Source organism: Gordoniibacillus kamchatkensis, assembly GCF_000829455.1.
Lineage (GTDB): Bacteria > Bacillota > Bacilli > Paenibacillales > NBRC-103111 > Gordoniibacillus > Gordoniibacillus kamchatkensis.
This window is the reverse complement of record NZ_JXAK01000013.1, coordinates 87,904-108,340: the sequence shown is the minus strand read 5'-3', so window position 1 is coordinate 108,340 and position 20,437 is coordinate 87,904. Positions and strand designations below refer to the sequence as shown.

At 59.1% G+C, this 20,437-nt stretch carries 13 protein-coding genes and 2 pseudogenes; 6 read left to right on the top strand and 9 right to left on the bottom strand.

The genetic code is table 11. The annotated features are described in order from the left end of the window. The first annotated feature begins 141 nt into the window (after window positions 1-141). The 3 genes from SD70_RS09765 (at window position 142) to SD70_RS09755 (ending at window position 3,420) form a co-directional block, all read left to right on the top strand. Window positions 142-1,104, top strand: a complete 963-nt coding sequence (locus tag SD70_RS09765) for a carbohydrate ABC transporter permease (RefSeq protein ID WP_052487229.1) — start codon at window positions 142-144, stop codon at window positions 1,102-1,104. Continuing rightward, window positions 1,101-1,928, top strand: a complete 828-nt coding sequence (locus SD70_RS09760; RefSeq protein WP_041047373.1) for a carbohydrate ABC transporter permease — start codon at window positions 1,101-1,103, stop codon at window positions 1,926-1,928. Before SD70_RS09765 ends, SD70_RS09760 begins: the two co-directional genes overlap by 4 nt. 91 nt (window positions 1,929-2,019) lie before the next feature. Continuing rightward, window positions 2,020-3,420, top strand: coding sequence for an ABC transporter substrate-binding protein (locus SD70_RS09755; protein WP_041047372.1), 1,401 nt, complete (start codon window positions 2,020-2,022; stop codon window positions 3,418-3,420). A 93-nt stretch (window positions 3,421-3,513) separates the two neighbouring features. Here the strand turns inward: SD70_RS09755 and SD70_RS33095 are convergent, their stop codons facing one another. Next, a complete protein-coding gene (locus SD70_RS33095) occupies window positions 3,514-4,233 on the bottom strand; it encodes a YdeI/OmpD-associated family protein (protein ID WP_052487223.1) in 720 nt (239 codons plus the stop codon). A gap of 498 nt (window positions 4,234-4,731) precedes the next feature. Between SD70_RS33095 and SD70_RS09745 the strand changes: the two genes are divergently transcribed. Beyond that, window positions 4,732-5,523, top strand: coding sequence for a VOC family protein (locus SD70_RS09745; protein ID WP_041047371.1), 792 nt, complete (start codon window positions 4,732-4,734; stop codon window positions 5,521-5,523). Between the two features lie 344 nt (window positions 5,524-5,867). Here SD70_RS09745 and lpdA read toward each other — a convergent pair. From lpdA to pdhA, 4 genes and pseudogenes are all read right to left on the bottom strand, one after another. After that, window positions 5,868-7,285, bottom strand: a pseudogene (gene lpdA, locus SD70_RS09740) (dihydrolipoyl dehydrogenase). Between the two features lie 3 nt (window positions 7,286-7,288). Beyond that, window positions 7,289-8,604: pseudogene (locus SD70_RS09735) on the bottom strand (dihydrolipoamide acetyltransferase family protein). A gap of 378 nt (window positions 8,605-8,982) precedes the next feature. Then, window positions 8,983-9,963, bottom strand: a complete 981-nt coding sequence (locus SD70_RS09730) for an alpha-ketoacid dehydrogenase subunit beta (protein ID WP_041047370.1) — start codon at window positions 9,961-9,963, stop codon at window positions 8,983-8,985. A gap of 80 nt (window positions 9,964-10,043) precedes the next feature. Continuing rightward, window positions 10,044-11,111: a pyruvate dehydrogenase (acetyl-transferring) E1 component subunit alpha gene (gene pdhA, locus SD70_RS09725; RefSeq protein WP_041047369.1), complete on the bottom strand. Its 1,068-nt coding sequence runs from the start codon at window positions 11,109-11,111 to the stop codon at window positions 10,044-10,046. 234 nt (window positions 11,112-11,345) lie between these two features. On the opposite strand from pdhA, the gene SD70_RS09720 reads away from it, so the two are divergent. Beyond that, window positions 11,346-12,086: an alpha/beta hydrolase gene (locus SD70_RS09720; RefSeq protein WP_041047368.1), complete on the top strand. Its 741-nt coding sequence runs from the start codon at window positions 11,346-11,348 to the stop codon at window positions 12,084-12,086. 125 nt (window positions 12,087-12,211) lie between these two features. On the opposite strand, the gene SD70_RS09715 is transcribed toward SD70_RS09720, so the two are convergent. Beyond that, complete coding sequence (locus SD70_RS09715; protein WP_052487222.1) at window positions 12,212-13,069, bottom strand: lipoate--protein ligase family protein; 858 nt, start codon at window positions 13,067-13,069, stop codon at window positions 12,212-12,214. A gap of 248 nt (window positions 13,070-13,317) precedes the next feature. Between SD70_RS09715 and SD70_RS33090 the strand changes: the two genes are divergently transcribed. Continuing rightward, window positions 13,318-14,601: an ATP-binding protein gene (locus SD70_RS33090; protein ID WP_052487221.1), complete on the top strand. Its 1,284-nt coding sequence runs from the start codon at window positions 13,318-13,320 to the stop codon at window positions 14,599-14,601. On the opposite strand, the gene SD70_RS09705 is transcribed toward SD70_RS33090, so the two are convergent. From SD70_RS09705 to SD70_RS09695, 3 genes are all read right to left on the bottom strand, one after another. Beyond that, window positions 14,570-16,360, bottom strand: a complete 1,791-nt coding sequence (locus tag SD70_RS09705) for a peptidoglycan D,D-transpeptidase FtsI family protein (RefSeq protein ID WP_041047367.1) — start codon at window positions 16,358-16,360, stop codon at window positions 14,570-14,572. The genes SD70_RS33090 and SD70_RS09705 overlap by 32 nt on opposite strands. A 408-nt stretch (window positions 16,361-16,768) precedes the next feature. Next, window positions 16,769-18,961: a methyl-accepting chemotaxis protein gene (locus SD70_RS09700; RefSeq protein WP_231571140.1), complete on the bottom strand. Its 2,193-nt coding sequence runs from the start codon at window positions 18,959-18,961 to the stop codon at window positions 16,769-16,771. A gap of 183 nt (window positions 18,962-19,144) precedes the next feature. Then, window positions 19,145-20,434 (bottom strand): peptidase U32 family protein, encoded by a 1,290-nt coding sequence (locus SD70_RS09695; protein ID WP_041047366.1) that lies wholly within the window; start codon window positions 20,432-20,434, stop codon window positions 19,145-19,147. Between the last annotated feature and the right edge of the window lie 3 nt (window positions 20,435-20,437).

Genomic DNA, 20,437 nt, shown 5'->3' with positions numbered 1-20,437 from the left:
GCAGCTTCGGTTCACAAAACCTTAACGCCGAATTGACGCGCCTCAAACAATGCACTTGTACACTAGCAAGTGGAAAACATATGTCATTTTTGCCAAATCACGATGAACCTCAAGTTTGGAAAGGAAGCGACGAGTGTGGAAATGTTGGAACAGGAAATGCCTTTTGTAGCGCCGCAGCAAGCCAAATCCGCCCAGCTGAAGGCTGCCGCAAAGCTTGAGTCCGCCGCCGGCGCGCGCCGGAAAGAACATGCGCTGGCCTATTTGTTTTTGGCACCCTCGCTCCTCATCTTCGGCATTTTCTTGTTTTACCCGCTGCTGAAATCCGTTTATTTGAGCTTGCACCTGACCGATCCGCGCGGCCGCGTCGCCGAGTTCGTCGGCTTGAGCAACTATAAGAATTTGCTGGGCTCGACAGCGTTCTGGAACAGCCTGAAAGTAACCGCCCTGTTCACCTTGTTGACGGTGCCTGCCGGCATCGCGCTTGGCCTGATTGCCGCCTCCTTGACTTACTCCAGTCTGCGTTTCATGCGGTTGTTCCGATTCGTCTTCTCCTTGCCGCTGGCGATCTCTGTCAGCACCGCCTCCGTCATCTGGATGATGCTGTTTCACCCGACGCTCGGCATGTTCAATTATTTTCTTGCCGCAGCCGGCCTATCGCCCGTTCAGTGGCTTACGGATCCGACCTATGCACTGCTCTCGGTGGCGGCGATGACCGTATGGATGCACTCCGGCTTCAACTTCATCGTGCTGCTGAGCGGCCTGCAAGGAATTTCCCAGGACATCTACGACAGCGCCAAAATCGACGGCTCCGGGCCGTTCCGCACGTTCGTGCGCATCATCGTGCCGCTGCTGTCGCCGACCGTCTTTTTCCTTGTTATCGTCTCCGTCATCGGCGCTTTTCAATCGTTCGGCCAAATTCACATTTTGACCAAGGGCGGACCGGCCGGCTCGACCGAAGTGTTCGTCTACTCGATCTACAAGGAAGCGTTCATGAATTACCAGTTCGGCACCGGCAGCGCGATGGCGCTCGTGCTGTTCGCCATCATCCTGATCCTCACCGTCATTCAATTTACCGTACTGGAAAAGAAGGTGCACTATCAATGACAGCATCCCGCGCGTTCCATGCCGCCATAGCGTACGCCTTGCTGGCCGTGCTCGCCGCTTTGATCGCCTACCCGCTCCTATATACGCTGCTGTCCGTGTTTCTGACGCCGGCGGAAGCAAGCAAATTCCCGCCTCAGCTGTTCCCGACGAGCCTGTACCTCGGTAACGTGACGGCCGTTCTGAAGCTCATCCCGATTGAACGCTTTATCGCGAACAGCTTCCTGATCGCCGTCATCATTACGGCGGGACAAGTGCTGACCGGAGCGATGGGTTCGTACGCGTTCGCTTATATGCGTTTCCCGTTCAAGCCGTTCTGGTTCGCCTTGTTTCTGTCCACGATGATGATCCCGTGGGAAGTGACGATCATCCCGAACTACCTTACGGTGAAGCAGTGGGGATGGCTCGACTCGTATCAGGGATTGACCGTTCCGTTCCTCGCTTCGGCTTTCGGCGTCTTCCTGCTGCGCCAGTTTTTTCTGCAGCTGCCGCGCGAGCTGTTCGAAGCGGCGCGAATCGACGGCTGCGGCCATATCCGCCACTTCCTGAACATCGTTGTGCCGCTCAGCCGCCCGGCGCTGGCGACGCTTGCCGTGTACGTGTTCCTGCAGTCGTGGAATATGTACTTGTGGCCGCTGCTCATTACGAGCAGCGATACGATGCGCACGGTACAGATCGGCATCAGCATGCTCCAATTTCAGGAAAATACGGACTGGAACCTGGTCCTGTCCGGAGTGGCCGTCGTGCTTTTACCGTCGCTGCTGCTGCTCGTTCTCGGCCTGAAGCAGCTCGTGCGCGGCATTACCGCCGGAGCGGTCAAGGGCTGACAGCCATTATTGGCGCATTATGCGGTGACGTCCGTCCATCCGGGCGGTTCACAATATTTCACCATTTTGAAAAGGGAGAGAAACTGAAACCATGAAACTTTCGAAGCTCCACGGCTTAACGGCGGCATTGGCCGTCAGCTCGCTCATGCTGACCGCCGCATGCGGCAATACCGGCGCGCAGCCGGCGAACGCGGGCGCAGCCACAGGCAAAGATCAGCCGGCCGCAGCCCCCGCCGCTCCGGCAGACAAGAAGCAGCCGGTCAAAGTCATCTGGTGGCATTCCATGGGCGGGGAGCTCGGCAAAGCCGTCGACAAGCTCGTGGCCGACTTCAACGCTTCGCACAGCGACGTTCAGGTCGAAGCCGTTTTTCAAGGCACGTACGACGAAAGCCTGAACAAAATGAAAGCGTCGATGGACTCCAAGTCCGGCCCGTCGATGATCCAGGTGTACGAAATCGGCTCCCGCTTCATGATCGATTCCAAGGCGATTACGCCGGTGCAGAAATTCATCGACCAAGACAAGTACGATGTATCGCAGCTGGAAGAAAACATTCTCGGCTATTATACGTTCGACGGCAAGCTGTACTCGATGCCTTTCAACACGTCCAATCCGATCCTGTATTACAACAAAGACATGTTCAAAGCCGCCGGCCTCGATCCGGAAAAGCCGCCGCAAACGTACGAAGACATGAAAAAAGCCGCCGCCGCGCTGTCGAAGGACAAGCCCGGCGCCGGCGCTTCGCTGGCCATTTACGGCTGGTTTATGGAGCAGTTTTTCGCGAATCAGGGCGCGGAATACCTCGATAACGGCAACGGCCGCACATCCCCGGCGACGAAGTCGCTGCTGAACACCGACGCCGGCGTCAAGACGCTGACTTGGTGGAAAGATCTCGTGGACAGCAAAGCCGCCATGAATCTCGGCCGCAAAACGGACGATACGAAGAAAGCGTTCCTCGCCGGCCAAATCGCCATGACGCTTGATTCCACCGCTTCGCTGCGCGGCATCGTCGACGGGGCAAACGGCAAATTCCAGGTCGGCAACGGCTTCTTGCCGAAGCCTGAAGGCGCGAAGGACGGCGGCGTAGTCGTCGGCGGCGCCAGCAACTGGATTTTGAGCAATAAGCCTGAAGCCGAGCAAAAAGGCGCGTGGGAGTTCATGAAGTTCCTGGCGAAGCCGGAAACGCAGGCGTATTGGCACATCAACACCGGCTACTTCCCGATCACGAAAGCGGCTTACGACCAGCAAAGCGTGAAGGACAACATGGCGAAATACCCGCAGTTCAAAACGGCTGTCGACCAGCTGCATGCGACCAAGCTGAACAAAGCGACGCAAGGCGCCGTGATGGGCGTGTTCCCGGAAGCGCGCCAAATCGTCGAGGGCGCCGTCGAAGAGGCGCTGAACGGCAAGAAGCAGCCGCAGCAAGCGCTTGACGACGCCGCCAAGGCGGTCACCGACAAGATCAACAGCTACAACAAGACGGTGGCGAAGTAAGTCTCCGATAAAAAATGCTGCACCCCCGATTCGGGTGGTGCAGCATTTTTTTACATGCCATTACCTTCACAGCATCGGTATGCCCGGGCCGGCTCACTTCTGCATGCGGCTTTTCTTGCCGCTTTCCAGCATCTCAATTGCTTTGGCGATGCGGTTTTCGCGCGTTTCCGCCTTTTTGGCTTCGGTAATCCAGGTGACGTACTCTTTTTTGTGCGTGTAAGCGATCGAGTCGAAAAGCGCCTTCGCCGCCGGGCTGCGGCTTAGAGCCGCTTGGAAATCGTCCGGCACTTCGACGACGCGCGGCTTGTCCTGCTTTGCCCCGCCCGTTCCCGCTCCGTCAGCCGTACGAACCACTTTGCCGTCGTCCGTCACTTGCTCAAACCGTCGCTGCAGCGTCGGGATGGCATCGACCGGGCGCGCCCGCATGCACGACCACGTATCGTCGAGAGAGATGAGCGACACCCCGGTCCACCCGGCGCCGTGCACCGCTTCCCAGCCGGCATCGCGGCTGATGTCGGTTTTGATTTTGCCGCTCTTTTTCGGGTAGGCGATCCACAGCAGCCCGTCCCTGCGCACGGCGCGTATCGCCGCCGGGGCATAGCTCCCCAGCTCGCTGGCGCTGCGCACGAACAGCTGCACGAAGTCGAATTCCCCCGCCTCCACCGGAAAAGGTCCTGCGGCCGGGTCCCAGACCGTAACCGCTGAGCCGGCCGGCAGCGCCTCCAAGTCGGCCGCGTATTCGCCAGGTGCGTTCATGATCAGCACGCGCTGCGGCCCTTTGATCAACAGTTTTTTCACATGCTCGGCATTCATCGTCCTTAACTCCTCTCGCCTGACGGTTGATGTCGGAACATTCCCTATCCCTTTTGTACCTTTTTTCGGGCGGGAACGCAACAAAGGCCGTATCGGCCGGCAGCTGGGGCGAGAGGTTGTGCGGGAGAAATGCGGGAGTGATAACGGAATGGAGTTCCGTTATCACTGGTATTTCCCGCCATTTCCCAAATTTAGCGGAACAGCGGTACGTTATTTGCCCGCAATTTACGCGCAAGACCGTATATGCCCCGGTAACTGGGCTCGATAGCGGAACAGAAATCCGTTAATATGGCGCAATAACTTTCGTCTTCACCAATAGCGGAACACTGTTCCTTTATGACTTCGCGGGGCGAGATCAAATAATTTTAGGCGCAGAAAAGGAGGGAACATAAATTCCCCAACATGAAAATAAAGGAAATCCACCGGCGGCGCCGAATTAAGAGTGCGAAGACTTCTCTGTGTCCGCGCGAGAAATTTCCTTTAGGAGGAATACCATTTATGGCCAGACAACCGAAACAAATCCACAGCTCGCTCACCGTCCTGTTCGTGTCTGATCTCAAGCGCTCGCAAGCGTATTACCGCGACGTGCTCGGCTTCGACGTCACCGACTGGTGGGCGGAGCGCGGCGGCCTGCAAGGACTCGCGCTCAAGCTGCTGCAGGCGCCCGACGCCTCGGCCGTGAAGCCCAATCCGCCGGAAATCGGCTCCACCCGCGCTTACGACGTTTATGCCTATGTGGAAAACTGGACAGAGCTTGACCGTTTGCATGATGAATTTGTGACGAAAGGCGCTATCATCTCCGGCGAGCCGGTCGTCTATGCCGATCAAGGCCCGTGGAAGGAATTCGTCGTGCAAGATCCGGACGGCTATGGCATCGCTTTCGGCGGCGTCGACGGCCGCAAAGCCGGAGTGCCGGTAAGCCCGATCCGTCCGCAGATCGACTCGGCCATTCTGTGGGTGCGTGATCTCGATGCCGCCGTGCAGCTGTACAGCCGCATTCTCGGCGTGGAAGTGCGCGAGCAGGACCGTTACGGCCATTTGCACATGTTCTTCCTCGAAAATGGAACGTCGCTCATGCTCGATTCCAATCATATGGCAGGCGTGCCTGTGCCGGAGCGCGCAGCGCCGCAGCTCAAGCTGGACTGCGCCGGCATCGACGAAACGTACCGGTATATCAAGGACCAGCTTGGCCTGGAAATCGTGTACGAAATCGAGCGGTACCCGAACGTCTCGTTTTTCAACTTCCGCGACCCCGACGGCAACGTCATTACTGTATCGGAAGATCATTAAGACGTCCGTTGCAATAGCCTTCGTCCGGCAATAGCGCTGGTTGTAATTGCTTTTGGGGCAATTGCATCGGATCACTCCGCTATCTTGCCTTCCGTAGTTGCTTCAAGGGCACTTGGAATTGCGCAACATGCCGATTTCCGGCTCGGGCGCCGAATTAATTGCTTTTTGGGCAATTGCAGTGGAGTCGTCCGCCGTTTCGCCTCTGTAGTTGCTTCAAAGGTACTTGCATCTGGACTATTCGCCGCTCCCACCTCTGCTTTCTTGGAGAAGCGACGCAAAAAGATGCTGTCCGGAAAGCGGAGAACCCCCGCTTCCCGACAGCATCTTTTGTTGTGTATGCTTACTTACATTTTACCCAGCTGGTGAATCGGATGGCCGAGGGCGCCTTCGGCGGCGTCCATGACCATCTCGCCCAAAGTCGGGTGAGCGTGAATCGTGAGCGCGATATCTTCCAGGTTCGCGCCCATTTCGAGCGCGAGCGCGAGCTCGGCGATCAGGTTGGACGCTTCCGGCCCGACGACCTGCGCGCCGAGCAGCGTTTTCGTCTCCTTGTCGGCGACGAGCTTGACGAAGCCTTGCGACGCGTTCAGCGAGTTGGCGCGGCCGTTGGCGGCATACGGGAACTTGCCGGTCACGGTTTCGATGCCTTTCGTCTTCGCTTCCGTTTCGCTGTAACCGACGCTGGCAATTTCCGGATCGGAGAACACGACCGCCGGAATCGCTTTGTAGTCGACGACGCTCGGCAGCCCGGCGATCGCTTCCGCCGCGACTTTCGCCTCGTACGAAGCTTTGTGCGCGAGCGCCGGACCCGGCACGATGTCGCCGATGGCGAAAATGTGCGGGATGCTCGTGCGGCCCTGATTGTCGACTTCGATCAGACCGCGGTCGGTCATTTTCACGTTGATCAGGTCGAGGCCGAGCTCGCCGTCCGTGTTCGGGCGGCGGCCGACAGTGACGAGCAAGTAGTCGGCGGTGACGGTGTGCTCGGCGTCGCCGACTTTATAGGTGACGGTGACGTCTTTGTCCGTCTTCGTGCTGGACTGGGCCAGCGCGCCGGTGACGATCTCGACGCCGGCCTTTTGCAGGTTGCGGGTGACAAGCTGCGACATTTCTTTCTCGAAGCCCGGCAAGATCGTCTCCGAACCTTCGAGGATCGTTACCTTCGTGCCGAACTTGGCGAACGTCTGGCCGAGCTCGATGCCGATGTAGCCGCCGCCGATGACGACCATGCTCTTCGGCAGCTCCGGCAGGCTGAGCGCCTCCGTCGAGGAAATAATGCGCCCCCCGTACGGAAAAGCTTTCAGCTCGATCGGACGCGAGCCGGTAGCGATAATGCAATGCTTGAACCGGTAGCGCGGCGATTCCTGCTCGTTGAAGACGCGCGCTTCGGTCTCGTTGATGAACATCGCTTCGCCTTGGAACATTTGGATCTTGTTGCCTTTAAGCAGCGTTGTGACGCCGCCGGTCTGCTTTTTGACGATCGAGTTTTTCCATTCGATCACTTTCTGGAAGTCGAGCTTGACGCCCTCCGCGCTTACGCCCATATCGGCGCTATGCGACATTTCCTCGTAGCGGTGCGCCGCGGAAATGAGCGCCTTGGACGGAATGCAACCGACGTTGAGGCAAACTCCCCCCCAATACTGCTTATCGACGATAAGCACGCTTTTGCCGAGCTGCGCGGCGCGGATCGCCGCGACGTAGCCGCCGGGGCCGGCCCGATGACGAGCAAGTCGATATCGATGGATGCATCGCCTACAACCATGGCTTACACCTCCATTACGAGCAGCTCCGGATCGCTAAGCAGCTGCTTGATATAGTTCATGAAGTTTTGCGCCGTAGCGCCGTCGACGATGCGGTGGTCGAAGCTGAGCGAGAGCGCCATGACCGGGGCAGCCACGATTTCGCCGTTTTTGACGACCGGCTTTTCCGTAATGCGGCCTGTGCCGAGAATCGCCACTTCCGGGAAGTTGATGATCGGCGTGAAAAACATGCCGCCGGCGGAACCGATGTTCGTGATCGAGATCGTCGACCCTTTCATTTCGTGCGGCGCCAGCTTGCCTTCGCGGCCGCGGGCGGCGAGATCTTTGATCGCCTCGGCGATCGTCCATACGTTTTTGCGGTCGGCGTCGGCGATGACCGGTACGATCAAGCCGTTATCCGTATCGGTGGCGATACCGATGTTGTAGTAATGCTTATAGACGATTTCCTGCTTCTCTTCGTCGATCATCGCGTTCATGACCGGGAATTGGCGGCACGCCGCCACGAGCGCCTTGACGATGAACGGCAAATACGTCAGCTTGACGCCTTTTTTCTCCGCCAGCGGCTTCGCTTTGGCGCGGAGGGCGACGAGCTGCGTCACGTCACTTCGTCCATGAGCGTGACGTGCGGCGCGGTGTACGCCGACTTCACCATCGCATTCGCGATCACTTTGCGAATGCCTTTGAACGGAACGCGCTCTTCCGCGCGTTCCCCGATTGCGGCTGCGGCTGCTCCAGGGGCTGCAGCCGCAGCAGCTGGCGCGGCAGGAGCTGCGCCCGCCGCCGCGCCAGCCGGAGCGGCCGCTGCGCCGCCGCCGGCTGCGAAGGCGAGCACGTCCTCGCGCGTGACGCGGCCGTGCTTGCCTGTCGGCGTCACCTGTGCCAGCGTGACGCCCTTCTCCCGAGCGAGCTTGCGCACGCTCGGGGTAGCCAGCACCTGCCCCGCAGGGGCAGGTGCTGCCGCCGGTGCGGGCGCGGCGCCAGGCGCTGCCGCGTTCACCGGCGCGCTGCTCGCTTGCGCTACCGGCGCAGGCGCCGCCGCAGGCGCTTCCGGCGCAGCTTCGGCGCCGGCGGGCAGGTCGCCCTCCACTTCGATGACGGCGACCGTCTCGCCAACGTGGCATACTTGCCCTTCCTTGACAAGCACCTCGAGCACTTTGCCGTTGACCGGGCAAGGCACTTCAACGACCGCCTTGTCGTTCTGCACTTCCATCAAAATCGTATCGTCCGTGACGACGTCGCCGGGCTTGATATTGATTTTCTGAATCTCGCCCTCGTGAATGCCCTCGCCGAGCTCAGGGAACGGATAATTGTAACGAGCCACGAATCATGACCTCCTTGAGATTAACCAGCCCCGCCGTCCGCAATAGCCTTTTCCGGACAGTCGATCAGCCAAATGCAAAATGTACATGTATCTGAGGAAAAATCAGCGAGATTAACCGACTCAAATGTAAAGAGTACATGTTTTTCACGCTAATCCGCGCATTTGAGGCCATTTTGCCAAAAACACGTGTACATTTTGCATCTTACATCTACTGACTTGCCGAGATCGCCGTTCTGAAATGTACAATTTGCAATTGACGTCATTTGTACACCATGATTCGGCAATCTCTTTTCGGCGTTTTCAGCAACGAATTTCCGGCAGCGGACTATTGCAGCCGCTCCGGAAAGGGAAAACCTTATGTCCTAAATCCCAAGCCGCTTAAAAATCCAATACCTTCTCGATGCCGGCCACGACGCGGGCCGGGTTCGGAATCCACTGGTCCTCGATCTGCGCGAACGGATATACCGTATCCGGCGGCGCGACGCGAAGCACCGGCGCTTCCAGATGCAGAATCGCTTTTTCGTTGATTTGGGCGATCACTTCCGCCGCGATGCCGGCCGTCTTTTGCGCTTCCTGCACGACGACGGCGCGGTTCGTTTTCTTCACCGACTCTACGATTGTATCGATATCAAGCGGCATAAGCGTCCGCAGGTCGATGACCTCGACCGATACGCCGCGCGATTTTTCCAGCTCCTCGGCCGCTTTCAGCGACGTATGCACCATCGCGCCGTAAGTGATCACCGTCACGTCCTTGCCTTCGCGGACAACGTTCGCCTTGCCGAGCGGGACCGTGTATTCGCCTTCCGGCACTTCGGCGCGGAACGAACGGTACAAGTTCAGATGCTCGAGGAAAAACACCGGATCGTTGTCGCGGATCGACGAGATGAGCAGCCCTTTCGCATCGTACGGGTTGGACGGGTACACGACCTTCAGGCCAGGCGTCTGCACGAGCAAACCTTCAAGCGGGTCGGTGTGCAGCTCGGCCGCCTTCACGCCGCCGCCGATCGGCGTCCGGAACGTAATCGGAGCGTTATAGCGTCCGCCGGAACGGTATCTGAGGCGCGCTGCCTGCACGCAAATTTGATCGAGCGCTTCATAGATGAAGCCTACGAACTGAATCTCCGCAATCGGGCGAAACCCTTGCGTCGACAAACCGACGGCGAGACCGCCGATCGCCGATTCCGCCAGCGGCGTATCGAATACGCGGTCTTCGCCGAACTCTCCCTGCAGTCCTTCCGTAGCGCGGAACACCCCGCCGACGTGGCCGACGTCCTCCCCGAATAGCAGCACGTTCGGGTCGCGGGCCAGCTCGACGCGCATCGCGTCTTTAATCGCTTGTATCATCGTCATTTGTGCCATGACTTGCTTGCCTCCCTGAGCGAAAAATGGTTCTCTATCGTAAGCCCGGCGCTCCCAGCGCCGTCATCGCCTGCTTCGTCTTACAAATATTCGGCCTTTTGCTCTTCCAGATGCTTCGGCGTCGTTTCGTACATCGAATCGATGAGGCCGGCTACCGTCATTTTCTCGGTCGCTTCCGCCTTCTTGATTTCCTCGGCGACGGTCGCCTTCGCTTCTTCCTTCACCTTGGCCTCTTCTTCTTCGCTCCACAGCCCTTTGCCCGTCAAATAGTTGCGGAGGCGGGTAATCGGATCTTTTTGCTCCCACTCCGCTTCTTCTTCCTTCGTGCGGTATTTCGTCGCATCGTCGGCCATCGAGTGCGGGCGGAACCGGTACGTCAGCGCTTCGACCAGCGTCGCGCCGCCGCCATTGCGTGCCCGCTCGGCCGCTTCGCTAACGACTTTGTATACCGCCAGCGCGTCCATGCCGTCGACTTGCACGCCGGTTACGCCGGCTGCAAGCGCTTTGTGCGCGATCGACTGCGCCGCCGTCTGCTTGGAGAACGGCGTCGTAATGGCGTAGCCGTTGTTTTGCACGACGAAAATGACCGGCAGCTTGAACGCTCCGGCGAAATTGAGCCCTTCGTAAAAATCGCCCTCGGACGAGCCGCCGTCACCGGTATACGTAATGGCGACGCGCTTCTCCCCTTTTTTCTTGAACGCCATCGCCACGCCGGTCGCATGCAAAATTTGCGCCCCGATAATGATTTGCGGCATCAATACGTGCACGTCCTGCGGAATTTGCCCGCCGTGCTGGTGGCCGCGGGAATAGAGGAACGCCTGGTACATCGGCAGCCCGTGCCAGACGATTTGCGGCATGTCGCGGTAGCCGGGGCAGACGAAATCGTCCTTGTTCAGGGCGAATTCGCTGGCAATCATCGTTCCCTCTTGCCCCGACACCGGAGCGTAGAAGCCGAGTCGCCCTTGGCGGCCGAGGTTGACGGCCCGCTCGTCCCATACGCGCGTAAAAACCATGCGGCGCAGCAATTCGCGCAGCTGGTCGTCCGTAAGAGCCGGCATATATTGTTCGTTCACGATCGTTCCTTCAGGCGATAGGACGGACAGCGGCTTGACTTCCTCCGCACCGACCTCGTAAAACGGCTTGCTCATGACTGGTTCACCTCATAGTGGTTTGGAATGTATCGAAAATGTTAACAATCTGTTATAGTAGTATTATAATGCTGTTTTATCGAAATGTACACCACTTTCCACGCCAATATTGAACTTATACGCCGCATGCGTATAGTACAGTTCTCGAAAATATATAATACAGTTAACGCTTTTAGCGGCAAACTATTATAATACACACCGCCGGTGCCGCTTGCGAAGGAGCCCGATTCCACGATGCACACGCCAGATTCGTCCCGCTATTACAAGCGCACAGTGCTCAAAGAAACGATCTCCTCCGTTCATTTGGGGGAGGACCGTCCGCTGCGCATTTATTTGCCGCCGGGCTACAACGAAGTGCTGTCGTATCCGGTTTTGTACTGTCAGGACGGCGAGCAGTTTTTCAATTTCGGCCGGCTCGCCACGCTGCTAACGGCCGGCATTCTCGACGGCGGTCTGGAACCGGCGATCGCTATTGGCGTCGACGTGCGGACAGCCGTCCGTACGTCCGAATACGCGCCGGAGGGCGAGCGCAACGCCGCCTACATCCGTTTTTTCGCCGAGGAAATGGTGCCTTACATTGAGAGCCGCTATCCGGTCAGACGAACGCCGCAGGAACGAATCGCGGCCGGAGATTCGCTCGGGGGCACGGTTTCGCTGCATCTCGCCCTAGCTTATCCTCACCTTTTTTCCAACGTGTTATCCTTGTCGGGGGCATTTTTCGCCGAGACGCAGCGTCAGCTCGAGGCTGCCGGCGACTTGTCCTGGCTGCGCATCCATATGCTGATCGGGCTGGACGAGACGGAGGTGACGACCGAGCGGGGAACGTTCGATTTCGTTGCCGCGAACCGGCGGACGAAGGAATTGCTCGAAAGCGGCGGGGCGAGGCTGACGTACGAAGAAAAGCCGGGCAAGCACCTGTGGGGATTTTGGCAGCAGGAGCTCCCGGCGATATTGCGCCTGTTTTTGTCCGATTAGGCGTTAAGCCGAAGGTGTAACGGCGAACAATGTGCCGGCGCCACACGCCCAGCTTAACGCCTAGGCGTTAAGCTGGAGGAGCAACGGCTTGCAACGTCGAGGGCGCCACACAGCCAGCTTAACGCCTAGTTCGCTGCGCGATCGGGCCTGGAAGCGTATCTGTTCTCCAGCTCGCTGGCGGTGCGGACGATGTCATCGTAAGACAAAAGCTCGTCCGCTGCGACAAGTTCGACCGCCGCCGCCGCGCCAAGCAAGCCCGCGATGTCGGCGGCTGCTTCGGCCGCCGTCACCGGCTCGCCGGTCAGCTCGCTGAGGCTCCCCATCGTCTCCGGCCTCACGCGCGGGTAATCCGCCTCTGCCGACCTCCCCGCCGCCTTCTCGTAAAAAGCCCGGGCCAAAGCGGCCCGCTCCGCCCCGGTTCCCTCGACGACAAGAAACGCCTGCACGACGACAGCGTTCGCGTGCCGCCGCTGGGCAATGCCGCACAACTTGCGGCCGCCGATCGACAAGTCGAACTCGCCGGGGCAATACGAGCCTTCCACTTCCCCTTCCCGAATATGCGCCGTCCGATGCATGAAGCTCGCTTGAAGCAGCCGCACCATGCGTTCAAAATCGCTGCGGAAGCCGATCGTGCCTTCCGCTTTCGGCAGCACCAGCGACACGTTCAGCACGCCGAGATCAAGCGGGACCGCCGCGCCTCCGGAATTGCGGACGGCAGTGGAATAGCCTAGCTCGCGCAGCCACGCCGCGGCCGCGCCGGCTTCCGGCAGGCGGCTGTCGCGCAGCCCCATGACGAACGCCCGCGGGTGCCGCCACATATGTACAATCGGGTCATCTTCCGCTTTCATTAAGCGGCAAAGCAGCTCGTCCCTGGCAAACGCCGCAAGTACCGGCTCATAGCCGATCTCCCCCGTCCGATCCCATAGCCTCACGCGCGGTGGCAGCGCCGCTTGGGCGGACTGCCCTTTTCCCGTTTCCACCATCCGATTCGCCTTCTTTCCAACTTCCGTAACATGCCCGTAACATGCTCTAGCGCTCAATGTATCGGATTTTGCAACGGCTGTAAAGCGTTTGCCCCAGACGGCTTTTCGCCGCGGACTGCCGCCCGGGATGCCGCGTAGTAGATGGACTCGAATTTTATAATATTTTGCAGTAGGAATTTTGGAGTTTTCGTCGAATTATTGGAGATGTGGGGAAAGTTACCATTTTCCGATAAAGTGGGCGAAGCGAATTGGTCACTTTCGACAGTGTTTTGTACAATGCGGCTATCATTCTCTTGCCGATTTGCCTGTTCGAAATATTCGGCAACGGGTATGGCCCCTGCTCTGGAGACCGGAAACGGAGCTCCGGAGAGTGCTTGCTTGTTGCGGCCGCAAACGTGGTGACCGCCTTGTTCTGCGCAGCGCACCCGATTCCGCTTGGCGGAGATTCGTTCGACTTGCGGCTGATTCCGTTTTTGCTATCTTTTATATACGGCTCTCCGCTCAGCGGCGTGGCTGTGGCTGCGGCCGTCCTGATTTACCAATACGTTGCCGGGCCGTCCCAATTCATCTTTATGGCAGCTGCTTACGGCTTCCTCACCCTCATCTGCTGGGTCGTTTCGGCCAAGGCGGGCAAAACGCTGTTCGCAACCCGGTACTTCTACCCTGTGCTGCTCACCTGCCTTTGTTTCGGCGCGCTGTCCGGGCTAAGCTTCGCCTTGCCGCGCCATCTGCCCGCTCCTTCACATTCGCCGATATGGCTCAATTTTGCCTTCGTTCTCGCTCTTCATATCGCCTTGATGTTGCTCATCGCGCTGATCCACACGCATATTCGCGCCAATGAGGTGCTTACCCGCAAGCTGATCCGCTCCGAGAAGCTTAACGTGCTCAGCGAGCTCGCCGCGGCCGTCGCCCACGAGATCCGCAACCCGATGACCGTCGCCCGCGGCTTTATGCAGCTGCTCAGCCGCAGCGAAGTGGGCGAAGAGAAAAAACGGACCTACACCCAGATGGTCATCGAAGAAATCGACCGCGCGGAAAAAATTATTACCGATTATTTGTCGTTCGCCAGGCCGCAGGCCGTGCACGTAGAGCCTCTCGATTTGCGCGATGCCGTTCACAAAGCGATGCAGCTTATCGGCCCGTACGCAGCCGCACGCGGGGTCGAGCTGCACAGCGCGGCAGCACAGACGCCGATGCCGCTACTGGCCGATGAGGACCGGCTCGTGCAGGGGCTTGTCAACGTATGCAAGCATGGTATCGACGCGATGCCCGAGGGCGGTTCGCTGCGGCTGAAATTCGTATCCGACCCGAATTTTGTCGTGCTTGAGGTGAGCGATGAAGGCGCCGGCATGAGCGAGGAGGTAATTTCCCGGCTCGGCACGCCGTTTTATGCGATGGATACGGAAGGAACGGGGCTCAGCATGATGGTCGCCTACCGTATCGTCGAATCGCTGGGCGGCCATGTCGATGTGCGGAGCGCTCGCGGGAAGGGCTCGACATTCACGATTTCGCTCCCGCGCCAGCGGCCATAAAGTCGGCGACCGACTTATACAGCGTCAAGGCCCGATTCGCGCTGCCGCTCGGCACGTTCGCCGCCAGCACGGCGATCGCATATTTCGGCTTGTCGGCCGGCGCGTAGCCGATAAACCATTCGTTGTCCGCCGGCATGCCGCCGGCTTTCACTTGCGCCGTACCCGACTTGCCCGCCAGCGGCCATATCGCCTGCTGCAAGCTTGTGCCGGTTCCGTATGCAACCACCTCGCGCATCCACGTCAGCAGCTTGCGCGCCGTCGCCGCCGAAATGCCGTCCTCCTGCATGATCAGCTTCCGCTCCGGAAACGTCTCCAGCTCCTTGCCATCCTTCAAGGCGACTTTGGTCGCTACCCTCGGCTCCAACACTTCGCCGCCGTGCAGCAGCGTCACCACGAGATTCGCCGCCTGCAGCGGCGTCACGCGCACGTCCCTTTGGCCAATAGCCGTCTGCATCAGCACTCCTTCGTCATTGCGCGGCGTGCCGGCGGCAAAGAGCTGACCCTTGCCCTCCCCGTCGAGCTGGCTCCATTCGCTGCCCCGCACCCGGCCGTGCCAGCCGACAGGAGCGAGGAAGCCGAGCTTGCGCGCAGTTGCCTCGACCTCGTCGGCCGTCAGCCGCATCATCACTTTCGCGAACGTGATGTTGCACGACTCCGCGAACGCTTGCTCCAGCGTGAGGGCGCCGTGGCCGGGCTTGTACCAGCAGCGGAACCCGTATTTCCCGAGCTCTCCTGCGCATTCGAACGTCTCGTTCGGGCGTACAACCCCTTTTTCCAAAGCGGCGGCGGCAATGACCGTTTTGAAAATCGAGCCCGGCTCCGTCGGCGCAAGCGCCCGATTCGCCCAACCGCCGGCGCCAAGGTCGATGTCGTTCGGATCGTAGCCGGGACGGCTCGCCATCGCCAGCACGTCGGCCGTCGCGGCATCGAGCACTACGACTGCTCCATCCGAAACTCCAAGCTTGTCCATCCGCTGCTCGATCGCCCGCTGCAGCCCCGCATCGAGCGTCGTATGCACAGTCAGCGGATAGTAGGCCGTTTCGGCGCTCACCGTGCGCGTATCGAGCCCAGGCAGCGGCCGCCTTCCCGCATCCATAAAATACGAGATCGTCGTCGGACCAAGGCTGCGCAGCCACGGCTCGAACGTTTTCTCAAGCCCCGAAACGCCGATCTCGCTGTCGAGATGCAGCTGGCCCCTCTCCAGCTGATCGCGGAATACGGTCTCGATCCGCTCCGGATTGCGGCCGACATAGCCGATAAGCTGGCTGGCCGGCATCCGCTCCGGATAGCGGATCGTCAGCTCGGCGACGCGAACGTTCGGCAGCTGCAGCTCATCCAGCATAGCCGCTTCCGAGGCGGTGAGCGCCGCCGGCTCCCCTCGCTCATCGCTCCACCAAGCCGGCTCCTTCAGCCCCGCAACGAAGGCGCGCCAGCGGACTTCATCGGTGTGCAGCAGCTGGAACAGCTTCCGTTTCTGCTCCGTCCCTCCGTCGTAGCCGCTGCGTACCGGGAAGACGAGCGCCCCTTTGCGCACCTCTCCCGTCAGAGCCTCGCCATACCGGTCAACGAACCGCCCTCTCCCGGAGTCGAGCACAAGCCCCCGCTGCCGTTGCAGCACCGAATTGCGCACCAGATCGACGCCGCGTTCCGTAAAATCCCGCGCCGCCGCTACCTGAATCCAAAACAGCCGCCCCGCAATCCCTATAAAACCGCCCGTCAGCACCATCAGCGCCAGAAACACCCGTCTCCGATCGACCATCCGCACATTCACCTAAATCCCGCGTTTTTATCCATTATGTTCATGTGCGCGGCGATGCAAACTTGATGGCCTTTATCCATGCGCAGCATGGAGCCGGCCCACCTTACGCAGATAACCTTCGGGGGGCTCCGCTGCGGATTGGCATGTGGGGGCTCCGGCTTCGTTGAAATCGGGTTCCCTGATCTACTAAGACATTTCGAGGAGGGAACCCGATTTCAAAGGCGCACGTTCCACTCTCCGCCCCCTAATGCCATCCTCGGCTCCGCGAAGGTTATCAACGCAAAATGGCCTGCTTCCCAAAACGTGGGAAGCCCATATGCCGATCCGCAGCGCAGCCCCTGAAGGTTATACAACCACAAAAACGGCCCGCTCCCCAACCGCGGGGAGCGAGCCATTTTTCAAAACATACTAAATCCGGAACCGTGTCAAAGAATCTTTCAACGAATTCGACAAATTTTCCAGCCTTTCCACCAATCGGACTAGGCCTTCGCTAATGTTAAGCTGCTCCTGGCTGAGCGACGACACTTGCTCGCTGGTCGCCAGCGACTGTTGCGCTACCGCGCTTACGTTGCTCATCGCCTCGGACAAAATGATTTGCGACTGGTCGAGCTCGCTGATCGAGTCGCTGACGTTGCTAAGCTGCAAGATGAACCCGCCCATATGCTCGCGCACGCGGGCGAAAATCGTGTCCGCTTCTTTCACCGACGTAATTTGCTGCTGGAAAATCGGGTATGCGTTCGAGAGCACGGTGACCGTCTCGTCGATTTCCCGTTGAATCGTCTCCGTAATTTCGCCGACGACGCCGATCGATTGCCGCGACTGGTCCGCCAGCTTGCGGATCTCGTCGGCAACGACCATGAAGCCTTTGCCGGCTGCGCCCGCGCGGGCCGCTTCGATCGTGGCGTTGAGCGACAAAATGTTCGTCTGCTTGGATACATTGTTCAGCACGTCGAGAATTTTCCGGATCGAGCGCGTGCTCTCTTTCAGCTTGTCGACTTTTTCGACCATGGCGCGAATCGTCGTTTCCGCGTCGTTCGTTTTCTGGATCAGTTCCGACATGTACTTCGTGCCGAGCTCGGACGAGCTTTGCACGTCGGAAGCGGAGCTGCCCATTTCCAGGTTGGCCTGAATGACGTTTTTCATCCGTTCGCCGATTTGCTGGGTCAGCTCGTTGCCGCGTTCGGACTCGTTCGCCAGGCCGGAAGCCCCGACCGAAATTTCTTCCGTGGCGACGGCGATTTCCTTCGCCGACGTCGCCGTCGTGCGCGAGGCGTTCGTCAGCTCCGCCGCCGTCTCCATCACTTGCGCGGCGGACTGTTGGGTCGTCAGGACGAGCGATGTGATCTGCTCCATCATGACGTCGAAGCTGTTGCCGAGCTGGCCGATCTCATCCTTCCTCGTGAAATCGGCCCGCACTTGCAAATTGCCGCGTGCGCCCTGATCCATCAAATCGCGCAGGCGGTTGATCGGACGGCGAATCATGCCGGCGACGAAATAACCGATGACGATGGCCACCACAGTCGCAACCAGCGCCATGATGATCGTCATTTGGGCGATGACCGTCGCGCTGGACGTCAGCGAAGCTACCGGCATCGCTCCAACCAAATACCATGACGACACCGGAGACTTATAGAACACAACCTGCTGGCCGTTCGTCGTCACCGAGCCGCTATCTTCCGCCAGGCTGTCCTTGCTGAGCTCAATGGCCGATTTTTTGGCAATGTCTTCGGCTTTGCTCGTATAGACGTTCATATTGTTCGCCGTCAACACCCGGATGCTGCTGCCGTCCCCGAACGATATGCCGTCGACCTGCTTCCCGAGCACATCGGTCGCCACTTCCATCACCAGCACGGCATTGATGTTGTTCGACGTCGTATCGCGCAGCGAGCGGCCGATTGCGAAGCCCGGCGACGACATCGTTTGCGAGTAGCCCTTCTGCTGACTTTCGAGCCATACGGCCTTGCCCGAGGCGTCGGTGATGCGCTTGAACCAGTCTTTGTCGCCGAAATTGTCGCCGGTCATCGACGCTCCCGAGACGTTGATATATTCCCCGTTCGGGCGCAGAAGATGAATCGCCTTGATGTTCTTGTCGGCGTATAAATACACGTTCAGCTTGTCGCCAAGCTTGCGGGTCAGCTCCAAATATTCATACGACCCTTTAGTGATGCGGTTCAGGTCATTGAGCTGCCCCTGCAAATCTTTGTCCAGCATAATTTGCAGCGACAAGTTCTCCAGCGAATTGTACAAAAAGTCGAGCTTTTGTCCCGCTTGAACGATCGCTTCCAGCGACGCTTCCGACACTTTGCTCTTCAGGACGTCTCTGGATTTTATGTACGAAATGCCCCCTACCACTGCCACAAACGTAACAATGCTTACGAAGAAAACGATAAATAGCTTCATCCCGACGGACTTGAGCGGATTCCCGAGCAGAACGCCGCCCGATGACGCATCTCCCTGCCGGTTGTCTCCGCTCTCCGGCCGCTTGCCGGCCGCCTTCATGCGCTGGCCCGTCGCGCTCCAGTCAATCCGCTTTGCCCCCCTGGTGAGAGCCGCCCATCCTTGCTTCATTGCGGAGATAGTTTTGGCCATCCATGCTTTCATCTTTTTACACCACCATCACATAGTCATTGCTGCGCATTGCAAATAACTGCCAAAGGATATAGTGCCCTCGGTTATATTCGACAACAAGAGACATATTCCTTTCGGATTCGGGACAATTGCACAAAAAAATTCCATCCGAGGCGCCCTATGGCAGCTTCAGATGGAATTTTCCCCTACGGCCGGCTATTGCTTAGGCCCCGTACGCTTGCGCATCATGTCGAAAGGCTTGACCGGAGCCGCCGTCTTCAGGCGGATCGGCTGCAGCGGATGGCGGGCCGCGCTCAGCTCTGCGCCGTTCTCATCCCACAGATGTTCGACGATTTGCTTGAAATGAGTGCCGTCCGGGCCGAAAAACTCGACCTCCTGCCCCGGCTTGAAGTAGTTGCGCTGCTGCACGGTAGCAATTCCGGTATCCGCGTCGTAATCGGTCACGAGCCCGACAAAATCGAACTGCACCGCTTTGTCCTCCGGCCCGAAAATATGCTCCTCGTGTCCCGGCTCGTCGTAGAAAAAGCCGGTATTGACCGGGCGGTTCGCCGCCTTGTAAATTTCCTCCAGCCATTCGCGCTTCAGCTCGTACCGCTCCGGGTCGTCGAAATAGGCGTCGATCGCTTGCCGGTACGCGTTCACGACGGTAGCAACATAGTGGACGCTTTTCATCCGGCCTTCGATTTTGAAGCTGTCGACGCCGGATTCGATCAGATCGGGAATGTGCTCGATCATGCACAAATCTTTCGCGCTCATCATGAACGGGTCGTCCCCTTCGTCAAACACGGGCACGTCGCGCGCGATCGGCCCTTCCGCCGCCGTCCCGCCCGCGAACAAATCGTACTTCCAGCGGCACGACTGGCAGCAGCCGCCGCGGTTCGAATCGCGGTCGGTGAAATGGTTCGAAAGGACGCAGCGCCCGGAATATGACGAGCACATGGCGCCGTGGATAAACACTTCGATCTCGACGTCGACATGCCGTTTGATCTCGTCGATTTCGGCCATGCTCGCTTCCCGCGCCAGAACGACGCGCTCTACGCCTTCGTCTTTCCAGAACTGCACCGCCTGCCAGTTCATCGTCGATTGCTGCGTGCTCAGATGGATTTCCAGCTTCGGCGCGACACGCTTCGCCGTCTCGACGATGAGCGGATCGGCGACGATGATCGCCGCGATGCCGACGTCCTGCAAATTTCTCAAGTAATCTTCCAAACCTTCGATATCTTCGTTATGGGCGTAAATGTTCGTCGCCACGAACACCTTGGCCCCGTAGCGGCTGGCGAACTCGACGCCTTCGCGCATTTCCTCGAACGTAAAATTGTCGGCCGCCGAGCGCAGCCCGTACTTCTGTCCGCCGATGTAAACGGCGTCGGCGCCGTAATGCACGGCGAATTTCAGCTTCTCCAGGCTCCCGGCCGGCGCCAGCAGCTCCGGCCTCTCAAGCCGAACCCGCCGGCCGCGGGCGCGCCGTTCCAATACGGTCGTCATAGG

Bases quoted from the DNA above. Each gene is read 5' to 3' on its own strand.
- pdhA (WP_041047369.1), bottom strand. From the start codon at position 11,111: ATGAGCAAGCCGTTTTACGAGGTCGGTGCGGAGGAAGTCAAGCCGCTG.
- SD70_RS09715 (WP_052487222.1), bottom strand. From the start codon at position 13,069: ATGGTGGAAACGGGAAAAGGGCAGTCCGCCCAAGCGGCGCTGCCACCG.
- SD70_RS09695 (WP_041047366.1), bottom strand. From the start codon at position 20,434: ATGACGACCGTATTGGAACGGCGCGCCCGCGGCCGGCGGGTTCGGCTT.
- SD70_RS09720 (WP_041047368.1), top strand. From the start codon at position 11,346: ATGCACACGCCAGATTCGTCCCGCTATTACAAGCGCACAGTGCTCAAA.
- SD70_RS09730 (WP_041047370.1), bottom strand. From the start codon at position 9,963: ATGGCACAAATGACGATGATACAAGCGATTAAAGACGCGATGCGCGTC.
- SD70_RS09705 (WP_041047367.1), bottom strand. From the start codon at position 16,360: ATGGTCGATCGGAGACGGGTGTTTCTGGCGCTGATGGTGCTGACGGGC.
- SD70_RS33095 (WP_052487223.1), bottom strand. From the start codon at position 4,233: ATGAATGCCGAGCATGTGAAAAAACTGTTGATCAAAGGGCCGCAGCGC.
- SD70_RS09760 (WP_041047373.1), top strand. From the start codon at position 1,101: ATGACAGCATCCCGCGCGTTCCATGCCGCCATAGCGTACGCCTTGCTG.
- SD70_RS09745 (WP_041047371.1), top strand. From the start codon at position 4,732: ATGGCCAGACAACCGAAACAAATCCACAGCTCGCTCACCGTCCTGTTC.
- SD70_RS09755 (WP_041047372.1), top strand. From the start codon at position 2,020: ATGAAACTTTCGAAGCTCCACGGCTTAACGGCGGCATTGGCCGTCAGC.
- SD70_RS09765 (WP_052487229.1), top strand. From the start codon at position 142: ATGTTGGAACAGGAAATGCCTTTTGTAGCGCCGCAGCAAGCCAAATCC.
- SD70_RS09700 (WP_231571140.1), bottom strand. From the start codon at position 18,961: ATGAAAGCATGGATGGCCAAAACTATCTCCGCAATGAAGCAAGGATGG.